The following is a 17,100-nucleotide window of genomic DNA, read 5'->3' on the forward strand; positions in this document are numbered from 1 at the left end:
CCGTCGGAGGCGTGCACGGTGCCACCAATCTCTGTCTAACAGACGAATTTCCGAAGCAGGGCGGAACCAAACCGCTTCCGCCGCCGACCGGTCAGCCGCCGGCGCGGTGGCCCGGGCCCGGCGGTGACGGCGGGGCTTTCCCCGAAGAGGGCGGCTTGCTCTTCGGGGACTCGGAGGGCGTGGCCTTCGCCGGCTCGGACGGCTTCGTCTCGGGTACCAGCCGCTGGCAGTACGCCTCGACCTCGGCGTGACCGCCGGCGGCGGTCACCAGCTTCTCGAAGCCCGGCGTGCGCAGGGCCTTCTCCCGCTGCTCGGGCTTCTTCGCCCGCCACGCCCGGCACAGTCCGTGCACGTGGGCGGCGGCGGTGGGACCGGCCGGCGGCGTGGCGGTGACCGACGGCGGCGCACCCGGCGGCGGCGGGACACCGGGGCCCACCGACGGATCGGGCCCGGCCGACCGGGATGCGCTCTGGTGCGGCGTGGGCGACGGACGTGACGGTGCCGGTGGGACCGGGTCCGGCGGCCGTTCCCGGGTGACCGCGGCGAAGGCGGCTCCCGCGGTGGCGGTTGCTGCCACCGCGCCGATCCAGGCCACCGCGCCGGTGGTCATCCGGCGACGGCGTGGCCGCTGCGGCACGGCCGGCGCCGGGTTCACCCGGGCGGCCCGGAACGCGGCAACCGCGGCGTCCTCCCCGGCCAGCTCACTCGGGCGGACGGGGCCGGCCGCGGCGGCGAGCAAGGCGGCCACCGGCTCGGCCGGGGGCACGTCGCGGGCGTTCAGGTGCGCCTCGGGTGAGCTCGCGTCCACTGCGGCGGAGGGGCCCTGATCCCGCGTGGCGTCCACCCGGGCAGAGGCCGCGTCGAGCATCCGCTCGGTGTCGGCGTGGTCGGCCCGCCGGAACGGGTTCATCGGGAGTCCCCTCACGTCAGCCGTCCGCCGGTTCGACGTGCGATGCCCGCAGGGCAGGGCTGCCTCCCGCACGCGGCGGCGGCACCCCCTCGACCCCGGCCGACGACTCGGCCGGGGTCTGGCGCTCCAGCAGGACCGCGAGCCGGCGTAGGCCACGATGGGCGGCGGTCCGCACGGCGCCGGCCCGGCGGCCCAGCACCCGTCCGGCGGATCCCGCGTCCAGCCCGATCACGGCGCGCAGCAGGACTGCTTCGGCCTCCCGGGGCGGGAGGGTGGCGATCAGCGCGAGGGCGGTCTCCGTACCGAGCGTCTCGCTGGCTCGCTCGGCGGTGTCCGCGTCGCTGGCGAGCTCGACGAGCGCCTGCACCGGGACCGGGAGCGAGGGGCGGCGACGCATCCGGCGCAGGTGGTCCATCGCGCGGTTACGGGCGATGGTGACCGCCCAGGCCCGGAACTCGCCCCCGCTGAAGCCGGGCAGGTCTCGGGAGATCTGGAGCCAGGTCTCGCTGGCGACGTCCTCGGCGTCGGCCCCGACGAGCGCGGTCAGGTACCGCAGCAGCCCGGGCTGGAGGCTGCGGTAGAGCAGGCGGAACGCCTCCTCGTCCCCGGCCTGCGCGGCGGTCACCACCTCCGACAGGTCGGTGCTCATGCGCGGTCCACGCATGGTTCACGGCGTGTCGGCCCGACCAGCCGGGCTGGCGGGCACCACGCGGCACGAGTCGTCCGCCCGATCAGCACCAGCACCGCACCGCCCTCCACCGCTCTGATTGTGCCCGCGCCCCCGATTGTCGGGGCGGCGTGTCCGGGGGCCGGCGCCAGGGTGGTCGGTCGGCGCGCTGGGCGCCGACGTAGGCGGGAGGACCTGAGCCGGGCTAACGCTAGGAGCGGGCTCACGACGCGACAAGTCGGCGTCATGTCACGGAAGAGTGACAATTATCAACCTGGCGCGACGGCGCGTCGCCGTCACGGACGGTACGCGACGGACGCCCACCACGCCTGGAGGCGGTTTCTTGCCACCGTCGACGACCGGAGAGCCGAAAATAGTCGCTTTTCGTGACACCACACATTCGCACCGTCACGAAGGGTGGGCGTCCACACTGGTCAGGCCGGATCCGCCGGTCTGAACCAGCCGCCCGGCGGCCCTGCCACGGTGCGCCGCCCCGCGCCACTCTGGGTACGGTAATGCGGTGTTGTCATCGGAGGTCGTACTCAGCGGTCGCTACCGCTTGGACGAACGTGTCGCCACGGGCGGCATGGGCGACGTTTGGCGTGCCTCCGACCTGATCCTCGGCCGGCAGGTAGCGGTCAAGGTTCTCCTGCCGGCGCTGGTCTCCGATCCCGATTTCATCGCCCGGTTCCGGGCCGAGGCACGGATCATGGCGGCGCTGCGGCACCCCGGCATCGTGCAGGTCTTCGACTGCGGAGCGGACGACCTCCCCGACGGCGGGCGGGCCGACTACCTCGTCATGGAGTTCGTCGCCGGCGAGCCGTTGTCCAAGCGGATCGAGGCGGCCGGGCGGCTCGACGTGGCCGAGACGATGTCGATCGTGGCGCAGGCGGCCGCGGCGCTCAACGCGGCGCACCGCGGCGGCATCGTGCACCGCGACGTCAAGCCCAGCAACCTGCTGGTGCAGGAGGACGGCACTGTCGTCCTGGTGGACTTCGGCGTGGCCCGCTCCACCGACATCACCAGCATCACCAGCACCAACGCGGTGCCGGGCACCGCCCTCTACATGGCCCCCGAGCAGGCCGCCGGGAGGCCGGTCAGCGGTGCCACCGACATCTACGCCCTGGGCGCGGTCACCTACTGCTGCCTGACCGGCAGTCCGCCGTTCACCGGTGACAATCCGCTCCAGGTCGCCGTGCGGCACCTGGACGACGAGCCGCCGGAGCTGCCGCACGACATTCCGGAGGCGGTCCGAGCCCTGGTGTCGCGGGCCCTGGCCAAGGATCCGCTGGACCGATTCACCAGCGGAGCGGCGATGGCCGAGGCCGCTCGGACGGCGGTCACCGGCGGCGAGCCGCCGACGGCGATGGCCGGGCCGGTCGCGCTGCGCGACGCCGGGCCGGGCACCCGGACGGACGTGCCGGCCGGCGCGGCCGTGGCGGACAGGCGGCAGCGACGGCGGGGTCCGCTCGTCGGCGCGGCGGCGGCCATGCTGGTCGCGCTGGTCGGGCTCGGCGCGGCGCTGGCCGCGACGCGTGACGCCGGTGAGAACCCGGCGGTCAATCTGCCGGCCCCCTCGCCGACGGTGGCGCCGACCGGCCCCGTCGACCTTCCCGCGGCCAACGAGCAGATCACCAGCGTCGGGCCGGGCCGCCCGGATCGGCCGCACGTCGCCGGCAACTCCCCGTCGGCGTCGGTCTCCGCCACGCCGACCCCGCAGCCGAGCGAGACCGTCAACTCGCCGACCCCGTCGGTGGGCGTCACCACGGCACCGCCCCCCACCAGCGCGGCGCCCACGACGGCCGCGCCGCCGACGACCAGCGCGCCCGCTGATCCGCCCGCCAGCTCCAGCCCGGCGGTCGAACCGGAGGTGCCGGCGGGCGGGTGAGCCGACCGCCGGGCCGACCCCCCGCCAGTCCCATCAGCACCGATATCCCCAAAACGGACTTACGACGCCGAAGACGCCTCTAGGCTCCTCAGCAGGCTATTAACACCATCTGCTGCGGGAGCCTGGGTGAGCGCTGAAAAGCTGGTCGTGATCGGTCAGGGGTACGTCGGACTGCCGCTGGCCATGCGGGCCGTCGAAGCGGGCCTGGACGTCGTCGGTCTCGACGTCGACGCCGACCGGGTGAAGCGTCTCGCCTCCGGCGAGTCGTTCGTCGAGGACATTCCGGCCGACCGGCTGGGCCGCGCGTTGGGCAGCGGCCGCTACCACCCCAGCACGGAGTACACCGACGCCGAGGGCTTCGACATCTGCGTCATCACGGTGCCGACCCCGCTGCGCGACGGGACCCCGGACCTCAGCTTCGTCGAGCAGGCCGGCATCGGCATCGGCCCGTACGTTCGCCCGGGCTGCACGGTGATCCTGGAATCGACCACCTACCCGGGCACCACCGAGGAGCTGCTGCGCCCGCTGTTGGAGTCGGCGAGCGGCCTGACCAGCCCCGGTGACTTCCACCTCGGCTACAGCCCCGAACGGATCGACCCGGGTAACCCGACCTGGCGCCTGGAGAACACCCCGAAGGTCGTCTCCGGTGTGGACCCGGCGGCGCTGGCCCGGGTGGACGGGTTCTACCAGCGCCTCGTGGAACGCACCGTAGCGGTGGACTCCACCCGCGTCGCCGAGCTGACCAAGCTGATCGAGAACACCTTCCGCCAGGTCAACATCGCGCTGATCAACGAGCTGACCATGCTCTCGCACCACCTCGACATCGACGTCTGGCAGGCGATCGACGCCGCCTCGACCAAGCCGTTCGGCTTCATGCCGTTCCGACCCGGCCCCGGCGTCGGCGGGCACTGCCTGCCGATCGACCCGTGCTACCTGTCCTGGCAGGTCAAGCGTCGCCTCGGGCGGCAGTTCCGGTTCATCGAGCTGGCCAACGACGTCAACCACGAGATGCCCGAACACGTCGCGCAGCGGATCATGGGAGGGCTGAACCGGGACGGCCGGGCCGTCAGCGGCGCCCGACTGCTGCTGCTCGGTCTGGCGTACAAGAAGAACACCGGCGACATGCGCGACTCCCCCGCTGTGGACGTGGCCCGTCGCCTGCAGTCCCTCGGCGCCGAGGTGCACGCCGTCGAGCCGTACGCCGAGGCGCACCAGATCCCGGCCGGGATCACAGTGGTGGGGCTCAGTGAGCGTGAGGTGCGCGCGGCCGACGCCGTGGTGGTGGTCACCGACCATGACACCTTCGACTACGACCTCGTGGTCCGGCACGCCCGCTACGTCTTCGACACCCGCAACCGGTGCGTCGGCCCGATGGTCGAGCGCCTGTAGACCCGGCACCGCTGGCCGGTCCCGCCGCCGGGGAAGATGGCGGGACCGGCCGGCGGATGTCCGTCCGGTGGCCGGGATCCGACCCGGCCGTCCGGACCGCGACCGGGTCACTGGTCGGCGAGCGCCTCGACGACCGGGCGGGACAGCGCCCGGCGGGCCGGCAGCACCGAGGCCAGCAGGGCGGCGAGCACCGCGACACCGAGGATCAGCCCGAGCTGGCCGAGCGGCAGCACCACGTGGAAGTCGCCGCCGAGACGGTCCAGCAGGGCCATCGTGGACGCGCTGACTCCGGTGCCGAGTCCGACCCCGAGCACCGCGCCGACCAGCGCCATCAGCACCGCCTCGACGGCGAGCACCGCCCGCATCCGCCCCCGGGTGAGCCCGACCGCCCGCAGCACGGCGTTCTCCCTGGTCCGTTCGACCACCGACAGGCTCAGGGTGTTCGCCACGCCGACCAGGGCGATCACGACGGCCAGACCGAGCAGCGCGGTGACGAACGCGAGCAGCATGTCCACGGTGCCGGTGAGCATCTTCTTGTAGGCGCCCTGGTCCATCAGGTTCACCGTGGGGTAGCGGCCCAGCACCACGGTGATCGCGTCGCGGGCCCGCTCGGCGCTCACCCCGGCGGCGGGGTCGATCTCGGCCAGGTAGCCGCGTCGGGCGGGGAAGAGCGCGGCGAAGTCCTGGTCGGACAGGTCGATGACGTGACCCGCCGGCACCTCACCGTCCGGGGTGTCGTCGGTGACCACGGCGGCCACCCGGAACACTTTCCCCCTGACGGTCACCGGTGAGCCCACCTCCCAGCCGCGGGCCCTCGCCAACTCGCGGTGCACCAGCACCTGCCCCGGCCCGACCCGCTCGGCGTCGCCGGCCAGCACCCCGCTCAGCGTCCGGCCGACCAGCGCCGGGTGGGCCGCGCGGATCTCGACGTCGTCGACGACGGTGCTGCGCTGCTCGTGCACCACACCCAGTTCGGGACGGGAGGCCAGCTCACCGACGAGCGCGGCCGGCAGGTCCTGACCGATTCCGCTGACCACGAAGTCCGTTCCGATCTGGGCGTCCACGCTGCGTTCGATGCCGTCCTTGGTGCTGCGGGCGCCGACCATGAACGCCGATACCAGTCCAATGCCGATCACCAGCGCGGTGGCGGTCGCGGCGACCCGCCGTGGATTGCGCACCGTGTTGCTGACCGCCAGTTCACCGATGGCGCCGAGCGCCCGTCGGACCGGCCAGCCGAACACCCGGGCCAGCGCGGGAACCAGCACCGGCCCGAACAGCACGATTCCGAAGAAGGTGAGCACCCCACCGACCGCCACCAGGAGCAGTTGGCCGGCGCCAGCGGCGCCGGCCAGCGCGGCCACGCCGACGGCGAGGACCACCGCGCCGATGCTCAGCCGTACCCGACCAGCACTCCGGCTGGGCTGTACCGCGGCGTCGGTGAGCGCGGCCACCGGGGCGATCCGCGTCCCCCGCCAGGCCGGCAGGAGGGCGGCGCACACGGTCAGCCCGGTGCCCAGCAGCAGGCCGGTGAGCACTGTCGACCCGGTCACGGTCAGCCCACCGGTGACCGGCACGTCCAGGTGGGACAGCAGCAGCCGCAACCCGGCGGCGAGGGCCACCCCGAGCAGCACCCCGAGCGCGGAAGCGACCAGCCCCAGCACCGCGGACTCCAGCAGTGTGGACCGGAAGACCTGTCCCCGGGTGGCCCCGATCAGGCGCAGCAGCGCGGTCCGCCGGGTGCGCTGGGCCAGCACGATCGCGAAGGTGTTGGCGATCACGAAGCCGGCCACCACGATCGCGACCCCTACGAAGATCAACAACAGCATCCGGAACTGGTCCACGTTGCGCACCGCGTCCTCCACTGCCTCGTCGAGGATCTGCTGGCGGCTCTTCACCGTGGCCTCGGCGCCGGCCACGGCGCGCACCCTGTCGATCAGCGCCGCGACGTCGGCCCCCGGTCGGGCCGCCACCATGATCCGGCCGTACCCCCGCTCGCCGGTGAGGGTCAGGGCGTCCGGCCCGACCACGCCGACGAACGGACCGCCGATGTCGCGGGCGGTGCCGGCCACGTCGACGGTGCCCACCAGGATGTACGGGCGGGCCGCCCCACCGGTGGCGCCGATCCGCACGGTCGCGCCGAGCCCGAAGCCCTGCTCGGTCGCCGTCGGCGCGTCGAGGACCACCTCCCCGGCCCGGTCGGGCAACCGGCCGGCCACCACGTCGTACGAGCGCAGCGCGTCCTCGGTGGGGATGGCGACGAGCATGGTGAAGCCGAGCACCGGCCGACCGTCGGCACCGACGACGCCGGCGGTGTTGGTCAGCTCACCGGCGGCGGCGGTCACCCCGTCGACCGCCCGCACCCGCTCGACCAGTGCCGGGGGCAGCACCTCGCGGCCGGCCGAGTAGACCCCCAGGTCGGTGTGGCGGTCGAAGGTGCCGGCCCGCTCGTACGCCCCGGTCCGCATCCCGTCGACGAAGATCATCGTGCCGGCGACGAACGCGACGCCGAGCACGACGGCGAGCGCCGAGAGCAGCATGCGCAGCGCCTCGGCGCGCAGCGAACGCAGGGTCAGGCGGATCATGCGGGGCTCCCGGTGCAGGTGGCGGATCGGACCCCTCCGACGCTATGGCCGGCACCGGTCTGTCGATCTCCAGCTGCGCGCTCGACCTGCGTGCGCCCCGGGTCGCGGTCCGCCCGCCGACCGGTACGCCCCAGGTCGTACGCGGTGTCATCCGCCGGGCGTGACCAGCCCGCTCTCGTACGCCAGGACCACCGCCTGGACCCGGTCGCGCAGCTGGAGTTTGCCCAGGATCCGCCCGACGTGGGTCTTCACCGTCGCCTCGGCCACGTGCACCCGGGCGGCGATCTCCGCGTTCGACAGCCCCTGGGCGACCAGCAGCAGCACCTCCCGTTCCCGGTCGGTGAGCTGCGCGAGTCGAGGGTCGGCGCTGGGGGCGGCGCCGAGCTGCCCGGCGAACCGGTCCAGCAGGCGCCGGGTGATCGACGGGGCCACCACCGAGTCGCCCTGGGCCACCACCCGGATCGCGGCCAGCAGCTCCTCCGGCGGGACGTTCTTGAGCAGGAAGCCACTCGCCCCGGCCTGCAGCGCCGCGAACGCGTCCGCCTCGGTGTCGAAGGTGGTCAGCACCAGCACCCGCGGGCCGTCAGCGGACCGCTCGGCGCAGAGTCGACGGGTCGCCTCCACCCCGTCCATGGTGGGCATCCGGATGTCCATCACGACGACGTCGGCCTCGGTGCGGGCGAGCACCCGCAGGGCGTCCGCGCCGTCGATGGCCTCCCCGACGACCTCCAGGTCGGGCTGGGACTCCAGCACCATCCGGAACCCGGCGCGGACCAGCGCCTGGTCGTCCACGATCACCACCCGGACCGTCATGCCGCGATCACCTCCGTTGCCGGCTCTGACGGTAGCGGCAGCCGAACCTCGACCTGCCAGCCCCCGGTCGGCCGGGGACCGGCGGTGAGGCTGCCGTCGTACACGGTCACCCGCTCCCGCATGCCGAGCAGGCCGTGACCGCCGGACGGCGCCGGACTGACCAGCGGTCGGCCGCGACCGTCGTCGACCACCCGGACCACGACGGCCTCCGCGGTGTACGACAGGACGACCTCGACCCCGGCGCCGACACCGGCGTGCTTGAGCGCGTTGGTCAGCGCCTCCTGCACCACCCGGTAGACGGTCAGCTCCAGGCCCGGCGGCAGGGCCGGTGGCGCACCGGCGACGGTGCTGCGGACGTGCAGACCGGCGTCGTCGAACCGGGCCAGCAGGTCGGGCAGCTCGGCCAGCGCGAGGCGTCGGTGCTCGGGATCGGCCGCCACGGCGAGCCCGTCGGCCCCGTCCGGGCCGGCCGGGCCGGCGTCGCGCAGAACGCCGACCAGGCGGCGCATCTCCTCGAGGGCCTGCCGACCGGTGTCCGCGACCACCTTCACGGCGGTGCGGGCCTGGGCGGGGTCACGGTCGAGCATGAATCGGGCCCCGTCCGCCTGGACGATCATCACGGCCATGCTGTGGGCGACCACGTCGTGCAGCTCCCGGGCGATCCGGGTGCGTTCCTCGGCGACCGCCGCCCGGGACTCGGCCTCCCGCTCGCGTTCCAGGGTGCTGGCCCGCTCCTCCAGGCTGAGCACGTAGAGCCGGCGGGTCCGCACGTTCAGGGCGACCAACCACACCGCGCCGGTGACCAGCGCGTACCACAGCGCGGTCACCCACCACTGGATGACGTTGGGGGTCTGCGCGGCGGCCAGCAGCACGCCGACGGCCGCGACAGCGCCGGCCAACACGCCGTCGCGCAGCCGCCGGCCGTACTTGACCACGCTGTAGAGCGCGATCAGGACGGCCACGTCGTAGACGAGGGGGCCCCAGCGGGCGATGACCTGGATCAGCGCGAGCGCCGCGACCGCCACCGTCACCGCGCTCGGGTGGGTGCGGCGGAACAGCAACGCCACCGCCATCCCCAGGCCGACCGCCGTGGCCGCCCAACCGCCCGGCTGGCTCACCGCCGCGGCCAGGGAGACGAGGACCACCAGCGCGGCGACGGCCACGTCGAAGGCGACGCCGCGCAGCGGGCGACCGAACAGGGTGCGTGTCACGGGCACCCAGCGTACGTGCCGGGGCGCTCGGCCCTCGCGCCCGCGCCGGGCTCAGCCGCCGAGGACCTCGCGCATCCGGTCGATCTCGACGGTCTGCTCGGTGGCGACGGAGTTGGCGAACTCGTTGAGCGTCAGGTCGGAGCCGACCGTGAGCAGGTCGGTGGCCATCTCGATGGCGCCCTGGTGGTGCTCGGTCATCATCCGGACGAAGAGCCTGTCGAAGTCCGCGCCACGGGCTGCGGCGAGCTGCCGCATCGCCTCTGGCGACTGCATGCCGCGCATGGTGCCGTGGTCGTGCCCCTGCACCTCCGCCGGGAGGCCACGGGTCTGCAGCCAGCCACGCATCATGCCCATCTCCGGCCCCTGACTGGCCCGGATGCGCTCGGCGATGGCCCGGACGTCGGGGTCGGCGGCCCGGTCGGGGGCGAGCTCCGCCATCGCCAGGGCCTGCGCGTGGTGCGGGATCATCATCCGGACGAACCAGACGTCCAGCGAGTTGTGCGGGGCGGGACCGACATCGCGGACCTCGTGCGCCGGCCGGGTGGCCGCCGTCTCGCCCGGCCGGCCGGGCGCGATGACGGTCAGGTCGGTGGGGACGGGGCTGGCCGACGGCGACGCGGCGGAGGTGGCGGGGGCGGAGACCGGCTGCGGCGCGCTCGTACCGGTGTCGCCGTCGAGGCGGATCACCATGAACACCACCAGCGGCAACACGAGAGCCAATGTGACGACGGCCAGGATGCGTGCGCGCCGGTTGGTCATGGGCCACTCCCTGCAGTCGAGGTCACCGCGATGCTATCCATTGAAGAACCCGCTTTCATGTGATCCAGCTCACATCGACGTTCTTCGTCGGACGGTAACGTGTCAACCATCGTCTCCCCCTTGCGAAGGGCCCCGCCGATGATCAGATTCCACAAGCCACGGTTACGACAACTGCGTGTCGTGGCGCTCGCCACGACCGGCCTCCTCGTCGCCAGCGCCCTCGTCGCCCCGGCGAGCAGCAGTGCCCAGACGGTGCCGCAGGCGGCCCCGGCCCTCACCAACACGATCCCCGGCGTCGACGAGATCGTCAGCAGCCCCAACCTGCGCCAGATCGCCAACGTGCCCAAGGTCGCCCCACTGGACGCGACGAACAGCGACATCGCCTTCCAGGGCAAGTACGCGTTCGCCGGCAACTACAACGGCTTCGTCATCTACGACATCTCGCGGCCCAGCGCGCCGACGGTCAAGGCCCGGGTGCTCTGCCCGGGGTCGCAGAACGACATCTCCGTCCACGGCGACCTGCTCTTCCTCTCCACCGACTCGTCGCGCAGCGACGACTCCTGCAACAGCACCACGCAGGGAGCGGACGTGAAGGGCTCGTGGGAGGGCATCAAGGTCTTCGACATCAAGGACAAGGCCAACCCGCGCTACATCAAGTCCGTCGAGACGGCCTGTGGCTCCCACACCCACACCCTGGTGCCGGGCAAGGACCGCAAGGCTGTCTACCTGTACGTCTCGTCGTACAGCCCGCGGGCCGAATTCCCGGACTGCCAGCCGCCGCACGACTCCATCTCCATCGTCAAGGTGCCGCTGAAGAAGCCGACCGACGCGGCAGTGGTCGCGACGCCGAACCTCTTCCCGGACGGCGGCTTCCCCGGCAGCCCCACCGGCTCCGCGACCACCGGTTGCCACGACATCACCGCCTACCCGTCGAAGGACCTGGCCGCCGGCGCCTGCATGGGTGACGGCATCCTGCTCGACATCAAGAACCGTGAGGCCCCCCGGGTCATCAACCGGGTCCGGGACGAGACCAACTTCGCGTTCTGGCACTCGGCCACCTTCAACAACGCCGGCACCAAGGTGATCTTCACCGACGAGCTGGGTGGTGGCGGGGCGGCGACCTGCAACGAGGCCGTCGGCCCGAACCGCGGCGCGGACGCCATCTACGACATCGCCGGCCGCGGCAACGCCCGGACGATGACCTTCCGCAGCTACTACAAGATCCCCCGGGCGAACGCCGACACCGAGAACTGCGTGGCGCACAACGGCTCGCTCATCCCGGTGCTCGGCAAGGACATCATGGTCCAGGCGTGGTACCAGGGTGGCATCTCGGTGTTCGACTTCACCGACTCGGCCAACCCGAAGGAGATCGCCTTCTGGGAGCGCGGTCCGCTGTCGGCCGACACCTTCGTCGGCGGCGGCACCTGGTCCGCGTACTACTACAACGGCCACATCTACTCGAACGACATGGTCAAGGGCCTGGACGTCCTGGAGCTGAACGACTGGCGTACCTGGTCGGCCAAGCTGACCCGTTACCAGGAGCTCAACGTGCAGACCCAGCCCAGCTACCTGGGCTGGTAGGCACCGCGCGCCACACCGGGCCCGGTCCCCGATCGTCGGGGGCCGGGCCCGCCCCATCTCCGGCGGCAGTCCGCCACGGTGGGGCTGGTCACCAGGGCGTGGGGTTGCCGGGCGCCTGGTCAGACCCTGTGTCAACGTGAACACTTGTGACCCTCGCAGCCCCGCCCGAACCGACCACACGCTGGCGGCCCCACCCGCTGGACCTGGTGGCGGCCGTGCTCGCCGTGGTCGGGGCGGCCTGCGCGCTGAGCGGGCTGCTCCCCCGCGCGGAGACCACCGCCACCCTGCACCGGATCCTGCCGCTGCTGCTGTTCCTCGGCACCGTGATCGTGCTCGCCGAGCTGACCGCGGTCGCCGGTGTCTTCGACGTGCTGGCCAGCCGACTGGCCATCGCCTCCCGAGGCAGGTGGGCCGCACTGTTCCTGCTCTGCGGCGGTCTCGCCACGCTGACCACCCTCGTCCTCAACCTCGACACCACGGCCGTGCTGCTCACCCCGGTGCTGCTCGCGCTGGCCCGGAACCTGCGCATCCCCGCCGCCCCGCTCGCCGTCACCACGGTCTGGTTGGCGAACACCGCGAGCCTGCTGCTGCCGGTGTCGAACCTGACCAACCTGCTGGCCGCCGACCGGGTCGGGCTGGCACCGCTGACGTACGCGGCTCGCATGGCGTTGCCACAGCTCGCCGCCGTGACGGTAACCATGGCCCTGCTCTGGTTCGGATGGTGGCGGCGGGAGCGGCCCGCCGGCGGGCGCTTCGTCCCGCCGACCCGGCACGTGCCGGCCGACCCGGTGCTGCACCGTACGGCGCTGGCCGGTTGCCTGATCTTCGTCGCCGGCATCCTCGCCGGCGTGGAGATCGAGATCGCCTCCACCGTCGGGCTCGCGCTGGTGCTGGTCGGGTTCCTGGTCCGCTCCCCCGCAACGCTGCGCCCGGGACTGGTCCCGGTGCGCCTGCTGTTCTTCGTCACCGGCCTGTTCCTGGTGGTGCAGACCCTCGGCCGGCACGGGCTGGACGACCTGGTCGGCACCCTGATCGGTGCCGACGGTGGCGCCCTGGGGGCCCTGCGTGCCGGTGGCACCGGAGCGCTGCTCGCCAACGCGGTGAACAACCTGCCCGCCTACCTGGCCGGCGAGTCGGTGCTGCCGGCCGCTGACCACACCCGCCTGCTGGCCCTGCTGATCGGCACCAACGTCGGCCCGCTGGCCGCCCCCTGGGCGTCCCTGGCCACCCTGCTGTGGTTCGAGCGCTGCCGGGCGGCCCGGGTCACGGTGCCGGTGACCCGCTTCGTGCTGACCAGCACCCTGCTGGCGGTCACCGCGACGCTGGCCGCGGTCGGCGCGCTGCTGCTGGTGAACTGAACGCTCAGCCGCGGTACACCGCGACCTGAAGCTCGGTGACGCCCTTCTCCGGGGTGTCCGGGCTGTAGTCGAGGTAGACCTCCCGGGCGAAACCGTCGGTGCGGTAGCCGTTCTCCTCGATCCACCGGGCGAGCGCCTGCATGCTCGGCTCGACGTCGTCCATCGCCCCGTGATGAATGATCGTCGCGGCGGTACCAAGGTGCGGCAGGTCGCAAACCGTGACGTCGGGCGCCGCGGACGGTTCGGCGTCGACGAGCACACCGGCGTGGACGACGACAGCGTCACCTCCCGGGTCGACGGGCTCGTACCAGGCGATGCTCGGCCCCGTCGGGTTGACCCCGGCGGCGGCCAGCCGACGGAACAACTCCGGGTAGAGCGGCTGGATCACCGGGCCGATGTCCGCACCCTGGTAACTGGGCGCGACGGCGGTCAGCTCCGCCACGCGGACCGGCGCGATCTCCTTGAGGACGACGTCCTGGGTGGTCATCCGACCCTCCGACTCGATCATGCGGAGCCTCGCCTCAACCGCCGTCAGCCGGGCCGTGTCGGCGGCCAACTGCTCCGCCAGCTGGCTTCGACGCAGCCGCAACATGCCGCGCAGCTCGGCCACGTCGACGGCGTCGTCGACGATCGAACGCACCTGTTCGAGGGTGAGGCCCAACTCCTTGAGGGCGATCACCCGGTTGAGCCGGCGCAGCTGGTCGGCGCGGTAGAACCGGTAGCCGGTGTGCGGGTCGACGCTGGCCGGGGGCAGCAGGCCGATGCTGTCGTAGTGGCGCAGCATCCGCACCGACACCCGGCCGAGTCTGGCGAAGTCTCCGATGGTGAACATGGCCCCCTCACACTCGTCCCTGACACCGTGTCAGAGTCAAGCGGCGGGGCAGCCGTCAGTGGCGGGCGGGGCGCGGGCCGACCAGCCGGCGGACCATCGGAGCGGCGTTCCACCTGGCCGCGCCGACCAGGTCGCGGGCGTGCTCCAGCACCGTGTAATCGGTGCGGGTCAACCCGTCGGCGATGGCCCGGTCCAGGTCGTTGCCGCAGCGGCTCAGCACGGTGTCGAAGTCCCGACGGACCGGCTCCTGCAGGTCGTAGCCGAAGGAGCGGTGCAGCCGGGCGAAGAGCGGCTTGTACAGCCGGACCCGCTCGTGCAACCCCGACGAGTACGACATCGGGTTCTTCCGACGGCGGAGGATGTAGTCCGGCAGCACGTCGGCGAACGCCCGCCGGACGATCCACTTCTCCTGCCCGTGGCGCAGCTTCAGATCCACCGGCAACCGCATCGCCAACTCCACCACGCTGAGGTCGAGAAACGGCACCCGGGCCTCCACGCCGTACGCCATCGCGGCCCGGTCGACGCGCTGCAACTCGGTGCGGCACAGGTTGCGGATGCGGTGCAGGAACAGTCGGCGGGCCGCCGCCGGGCCGACCCTGTGGTACATCGGGTACCCGCCGAACAGCTCGTCGGAGCCGTCGCCGGTCAGCACCACCTTGATGCCCAGATCGCGGAGCCGCCGGAAGATCGGCACCGAGACGACCGCGTTGATGATGTCGCCGTACTCGGTCAGCTCGGAGATCCGGATGGCCTCGCGGACGTCGGCGAGCCGGATGTCGCGCGGGCGCAGCTCGACCACGACGTGCGGCACGTCGAGGTCGGCGGCGAGCCGCCGGGCGTACGCCACGTCGGGGCTGTCCGCGACTCCGACGGTCACCGCGACGCAGTCCGGGTGGATGTCGCGGACCTGCCGCAGGGTCAACGAGCTGTCCAGGCCACCGGAGAGCACCACCCCGACGGTCAGGTCGGTCTCCACCCGCATCCGGATCGAGTCGCTGAGCGCGGCGCGGACCAGCAGCGCGGCCTCGTCCGGGTCGTCGATGACCGGCAGGCCGTCGGCGATGGTGAGCAGGTCGACGTACGGGCTCAGTCGTACCTGCCCGTCCGCCTCCGCCCAGCCGTGATGCCCGGGCGGCACCTCGACGATCGGGGCGCCGTGCCCGACGAGCGCCTTGACCTCGGAGGCGAGGTACAGGCAGCCGGGTCGACGGGACCAGTACAACGGCTTGACCCCGAGCGGGTCGCGGGCCAGGTACGCCCGGCCGGTGGCCCGCTCGACGACCGCGAAGGCGTACTCGCCGCGCAGCCGGGTCACCGCCGCCTCGCCCCACTGCTGGAACGCGGCCAGCAGCACCTCGGTGTCGCTCTCGGTGCGGAAGGCCTGCCCCAGGCGGGTCAGCTGCGCCCGCAACTCCCGGTGGTTGAAGATCTCCCCGTTGAAGCAGAGCAGCCACCGCTCGTCGGTCGACGTCCAGGGCTGCACCGCCCGGTCCCGGTCCACGATGCGCAGCCGCCGGGTGCCGGCGAGCAGCCCATTCTCGGACCGGGTCTCGGTGACCTCACCACGCGGGGCCAGGGCGGCGAGCATCCGCCGGAAGGTCGCCGGGTCGGCCTCGGGGCCGATGCTCAACGCGATGCCGCACACCGGCTCAGACCCCCATCTCAGCCTCGTACGACCGGCGGAGGCGACGCCGGGCGGTGGGCGCGAGACACAGGTGCCAGGCCTGCCCCTCGTCGATCACGTTCAGCTCACCGGCCTCCTGCCGGCTCAGCAGCAGCTCCGCCAGCGCCTCGCGCGCGCCGAAACGCTCGAACCAGGCCAACTCGACGTCGGCCGAGTAGCCGAGGCAGTGCCCGCTGGGCAGCATCGCGGCGTAGCCCAGACGGCGCAGCCGGTACTGGTGCTCGGCGCTGCGGACCAGGCTGGTCACCCAGAGCGGCGGGGTGGCCGGCGGCGCGACGGCGGTGAACTCCCGTCCGATGTCGTTGAGCAGCGCCACCACCTCACGCCGGGCGCGGCGGAACAGCAGCCCCGCGGTGCGCGGGGTGGCGTCGGGTCGCAGCCGGCGACGCAGCCCGCGGGCCGCCCGGCCCAGTATCGTGCCGGGCTGCTCCTGGTACCGGAAGCGCAGCAGGTCGCGGCGGCGCAGCCACTCCAGGTCGACCAGCTCGGGGCTGCCGTTGACCTGGTCGTCGGTGACGAAGGTCGGCGCGTCCTGCCACCACAGCACGTCGATGCGGGAGAGCAGGTAGATCCGGACCAGCGCGCTGAGGTCGGTCGCCGAGGTGCGGTCGTTCGGCTGGTAGCGGGCCATCTCCAGCAGCAACGTCTCGCGCGCGCCGATCAGCCCCTGCGGGGTGGCGTCGAGGACGGCGGCGAGCGCCGGTTCCCGCAGCCGCTCGTCGATGAGCACCTGCCGGGCCCGGGTGCTCGCCGCGTCGGCCAGCGCGCCGACCTCGACCAGCAGCTCGGCGACGGCGGCCCGGTAGGCGGACAGGTCGGGAGCGGGGGCGGACGCGCGGCGGGGGGTCGCACCGGACGGTCGACGGCGGGCCGGAGCAGTGGGCGACGGAGGCGAACCGGGCTGCTGTCCCGGGCTTCGGCTGGGCACTCGCATGACGGGTCCCTCTCTCCGGTCACGGCACTGGGTAGGTTCGCCCTGAAACACACCGTAATCATCGGGACCGGAACGGACCGAACATTCCTCCTATCTACCCTCGAAGGGTGCGCGCACGACGCACCGGCCCCGGGCGGTGCCATCGCGGTGTGGCGCCTTTGGAGCTGATGCCGTCAACGAATCGCCACCGCCGCGCCCCGTCCTGGCGGCGGCCCGCCTGGGCAGACCACCTGAGCGCCAGCCCGAAGCCCGAAGCCCGGAGCGCCGTGTGCGGAGCGCGGAGCGCGGAGCGCGGAGCCCGAAGCCCGAAGCCCGAAGCCCGAAGCCCGAAGCCCGAAGCCCGAAGCCCGAAGCCCGAAGCAAGCGGGCCCGTGATGTCACAAACGATTCAGCTCCAAAGGCGCCGACCGACCCATCACCCACCACTCACCGGGCTGTCCCGCGCGGGCCCGAACACGGCCCCGCCGGCGGGACGCAGAGCATGAGCCAAGG

The 17,100-nt window shown here is 72.9% G+C and carries 13 protein-coding genes; 4 read left to right on the forward strand and 9 right to left on the reverse strand.

What is annotated here, in order from left to right; translation table 11 throughout:
* Positions 1-91: 91 nt before the first annotated feature.
* Both AB0877_RS27835 and AB0877_RS27840 read right to left on the reverse strand, forming a co-directional pair.
* Positions 92-910, reverse strand: a complete 819-nt coding sequence (locus AB0877_RS27835; protein ID WP_366612528.1) for a hypothetical protein — start codon at positions 908-910, stop codon at positions 92-94.
* Between the two features lie 16 nt (positions 911-926).
* Positions 927-1,559, reverse strand: a complete 633-nt coding sequence (locus tag AB0877_RS27840) for an RNA polymerase sigma factor (protein ID WP_366612529.1) — start codon at positions 1,557-1,559, stop codon at positions 927-929.
* A gap of 538 nt (positions 1,560-2,097) precedes the next feature.
* On the opposite strand from AB0877_RS27840, the gene AB0877_RS27845 reads away from it, so the two are divergent.
* Positions 2,098-3,465, forward strand: coding sequence for a serine/threonine-protein kinase (locus AB0877_RS27845; RefSeq protein ID WP_366612530.1), 1,368 nt, complete (start codon positions 2,098-2,100; stop codon positions 3,463-3,465).
* 126 nt (positions 3,466-3,591) lie between these two features.
* Complete coding sequence (locus AB0877_RS27850; RefSeq protein ID WP_366612531.1) at positions 3,592-4,854, forward strand: nucleotide sugar dehydrogenase; 1,263 nt, start codon at positions 3,592-3,594, stop codon at positions 4,852-4,854.
* Between the two features lie 107 nt (positions 4,855-4,961).
* Here the strand turns inward: AB0877_RS27850 and AB0877_RS27855 are convergent, their stop codons facing one another.
* The 4 genes from AB0877_RS27855 to AB0877_RS27870 form a co-directional block, all read right to left on the reverse strand.
* Positions 4,962-7,436 carry an ABC transporter permease gene (locus tag AB0877_RS27855; protein WP_366612532.1) on the reverse strand — a complete coding sequence of 825 codons (2,475 nt, stop codon included), beginning with the start codon at positions 7,434-7,436 and terminating at the stop codon, positions 4,962-4,964.
* A gap of 147 nt (positions 7,437-7,583) precedes the next feature.
* The gene (locus AB0877_RS27860) at positions 7,584-8,249 is read right to left on the reverse strand and encodes a response regulator transcription factor (RefSeq protein ID WP_366612533.1); all 666 of its coding nucleotides are present in this window, start codon (positions 8,247-8,249) and stop codon (positions 7,584-7,586) included.
* Complete coding sequence (locus AB0877_RS27865; RefSeq protein WP_366612534.1) at positions 8,246-9,466, reverse strand: histidine kinase; 1,221 nt, start codon at positions 9,464-9,466, stop codon at positions 8,246-8,248. The genes AB0877_RS27860 and AB0877_RS27865 overlap by 4 nt, the downstream gene beginning before the upstream one ends.
* A 45-nt stretch (positions 9,467-9,511) precedes the next feature.
* On the reverse strand, positions 9,512-10,219 hold the full coding sequence (locus AB0877_RS27870; protein WP_366612535.1) for a DUF305 domain-containing protein: 708 nt from the start codon (positions 10,217-10,219) through the stop codon (positions 9,512-9,514).
* Positions 10,220-10,357: 138 nt separating this feature from the next.
* Here AB0877_RS27870 and AB0877_RS27875 point away from each other — a divergent pair, with 138 nt between their 5' ends.
* On the forward strand, positions 10,358-11,800 hold the full coding sequence (locus tag AB0877_RS27875) for a hypothetical protein (protein ID WP_366612536.1): 1,443 nt from the start codon (positions 10,358-10,360) through the stop codon (positions 11,798-11,800).
* Between the two features lie 146 nt (positions 11,801-11,946).
* Positions 11,947-13,158 carry an SLC13 family permease gene (locus AB0877_RS27880; protein ID WP_366612537.1) on the forward strand — a complete coding sequence of 404 codons (1,212 nt, stop codon included), beginning with the start codon at positions 11,947-11,949 and terminating at the stop codon, positions 13,156-13,158.
* Positions 13,159-13,162: 4 nt separating this feature from the next.
* Here the strand turns inward: AB0877_RS27880 and AB0877_RS27885 are convergent, their stop codons facing one another.
* Genes AB0877_RS27885 through AB0877_RS27895 form a run of 3 tightly spaced genes read right to left on the reverse strand, consistent with a single transcriptional unit; the run spans position 13,163 to position 16,608 of the window.
* A complete protein-coding gene (locus AB0877_RS27885) occupies positions 13,163-13,990 on the reverse strand; it encodes a MerR family transcriptional regulator (RefSeq protein WP_366612538.1) in 828 nt (275 codons plus the stop codon).
* A gap of 55 nt (positions 13,991-14,045) precedes the next feature.
* Entirely contained in the window at positions 14,046-15,635 is a 1,590-nt protein-coding gene (locus AB0877_RS27890) for an asparagine synthase-related protein (RefSeq protein WP_366612539.1), read from the reverse strand.
* A gap of 4 nt (positions 15,636-15,639) precedes the next feature.
* Positions 15,640-16,608, reverse strand: coding sequence for a DUF5715 family protein (locus AB0877_RS27895; protein ID WP_366612540.1), 969 nt, complete (start codon positions 16,606-16,608; stop codon positions 15,640-15,642).
* Positions 16,609-17,100: the final 492 nt, after the last annotated feature.

Source organism: Micromonospora sp. NPDC047644 (assembly GCF_040704315.1).
Classification (GTDB): domain Bacteria; phylum Actinomycetota; class Actinomycetes; order Mycobacteriales; family Micromonosporaceae; genus Micromonospora.

What these genes read in the sequence shown, in the direction of transcription:
- AB0877_RS27860 (WP_366612533.1), bottom strand. Translation starts at nt 8,249, where the DNA reads ATGACGGTCCGGGTGGTGATCGTGGACGACCAGGCGCTGGTCCGCGCC.
- AB0877_RS27885 (WP_366612538.1), bottom strand. Translation starts at nt 13,990, where the DNA reads ATGTTCACCATCGGAGACTTCGCCAGACTCGGCCGGGTGTCGGTGCGG.
- AB0877_RS27840 (WP_366612529.1), bottom strand. Translation starts at nt 1,559, where the DNA reads ATGAGCACCGACCTGTCGGAGGTGGTGACCGCCGCGCAGGCCGGGGAC.
- AB0877_RS27835 (WP_366612528.1), bottom strand. Translation starts at nt 910, where the DNA reads ATGAACCCGTTCCGGCGGGCCGACCACGCCGACACCGAGCGGATGCTC.
- AB0877_RS27855 (WP_366612532.1), bottom strand. Translation starts at nt 7,436, where the DNA reads ATGATCCGCCTGACCCTGCGTTCGCTGCGCGCCGAGGCGCTGCGCATG.
- AB0877_RS27895 (WP_366612540.1), bottom strand. Translation starts at nt 16,608, where the DNA reads ATGCGAGTGCCCAGCCGAAGCCCGGGACAGCAGCCCGGTTCGCCTCCG.
- AB0877_RS27875 (WP_366612536.1), top strand. Translation starts at nt 10,358, where the DNA reads ATGATCAGATTCCACAAGCCACGGTTACGACAACTGCGTGTCGTGGCG.
- AB0877_RS27870 (WP_366612535.1), bottom strand. Translation starts at nt 10,219, where the DNA reads ATGACCAACCGGCGCGCACGCATCCTGGCCGTCGTCACATTGGCTCTC.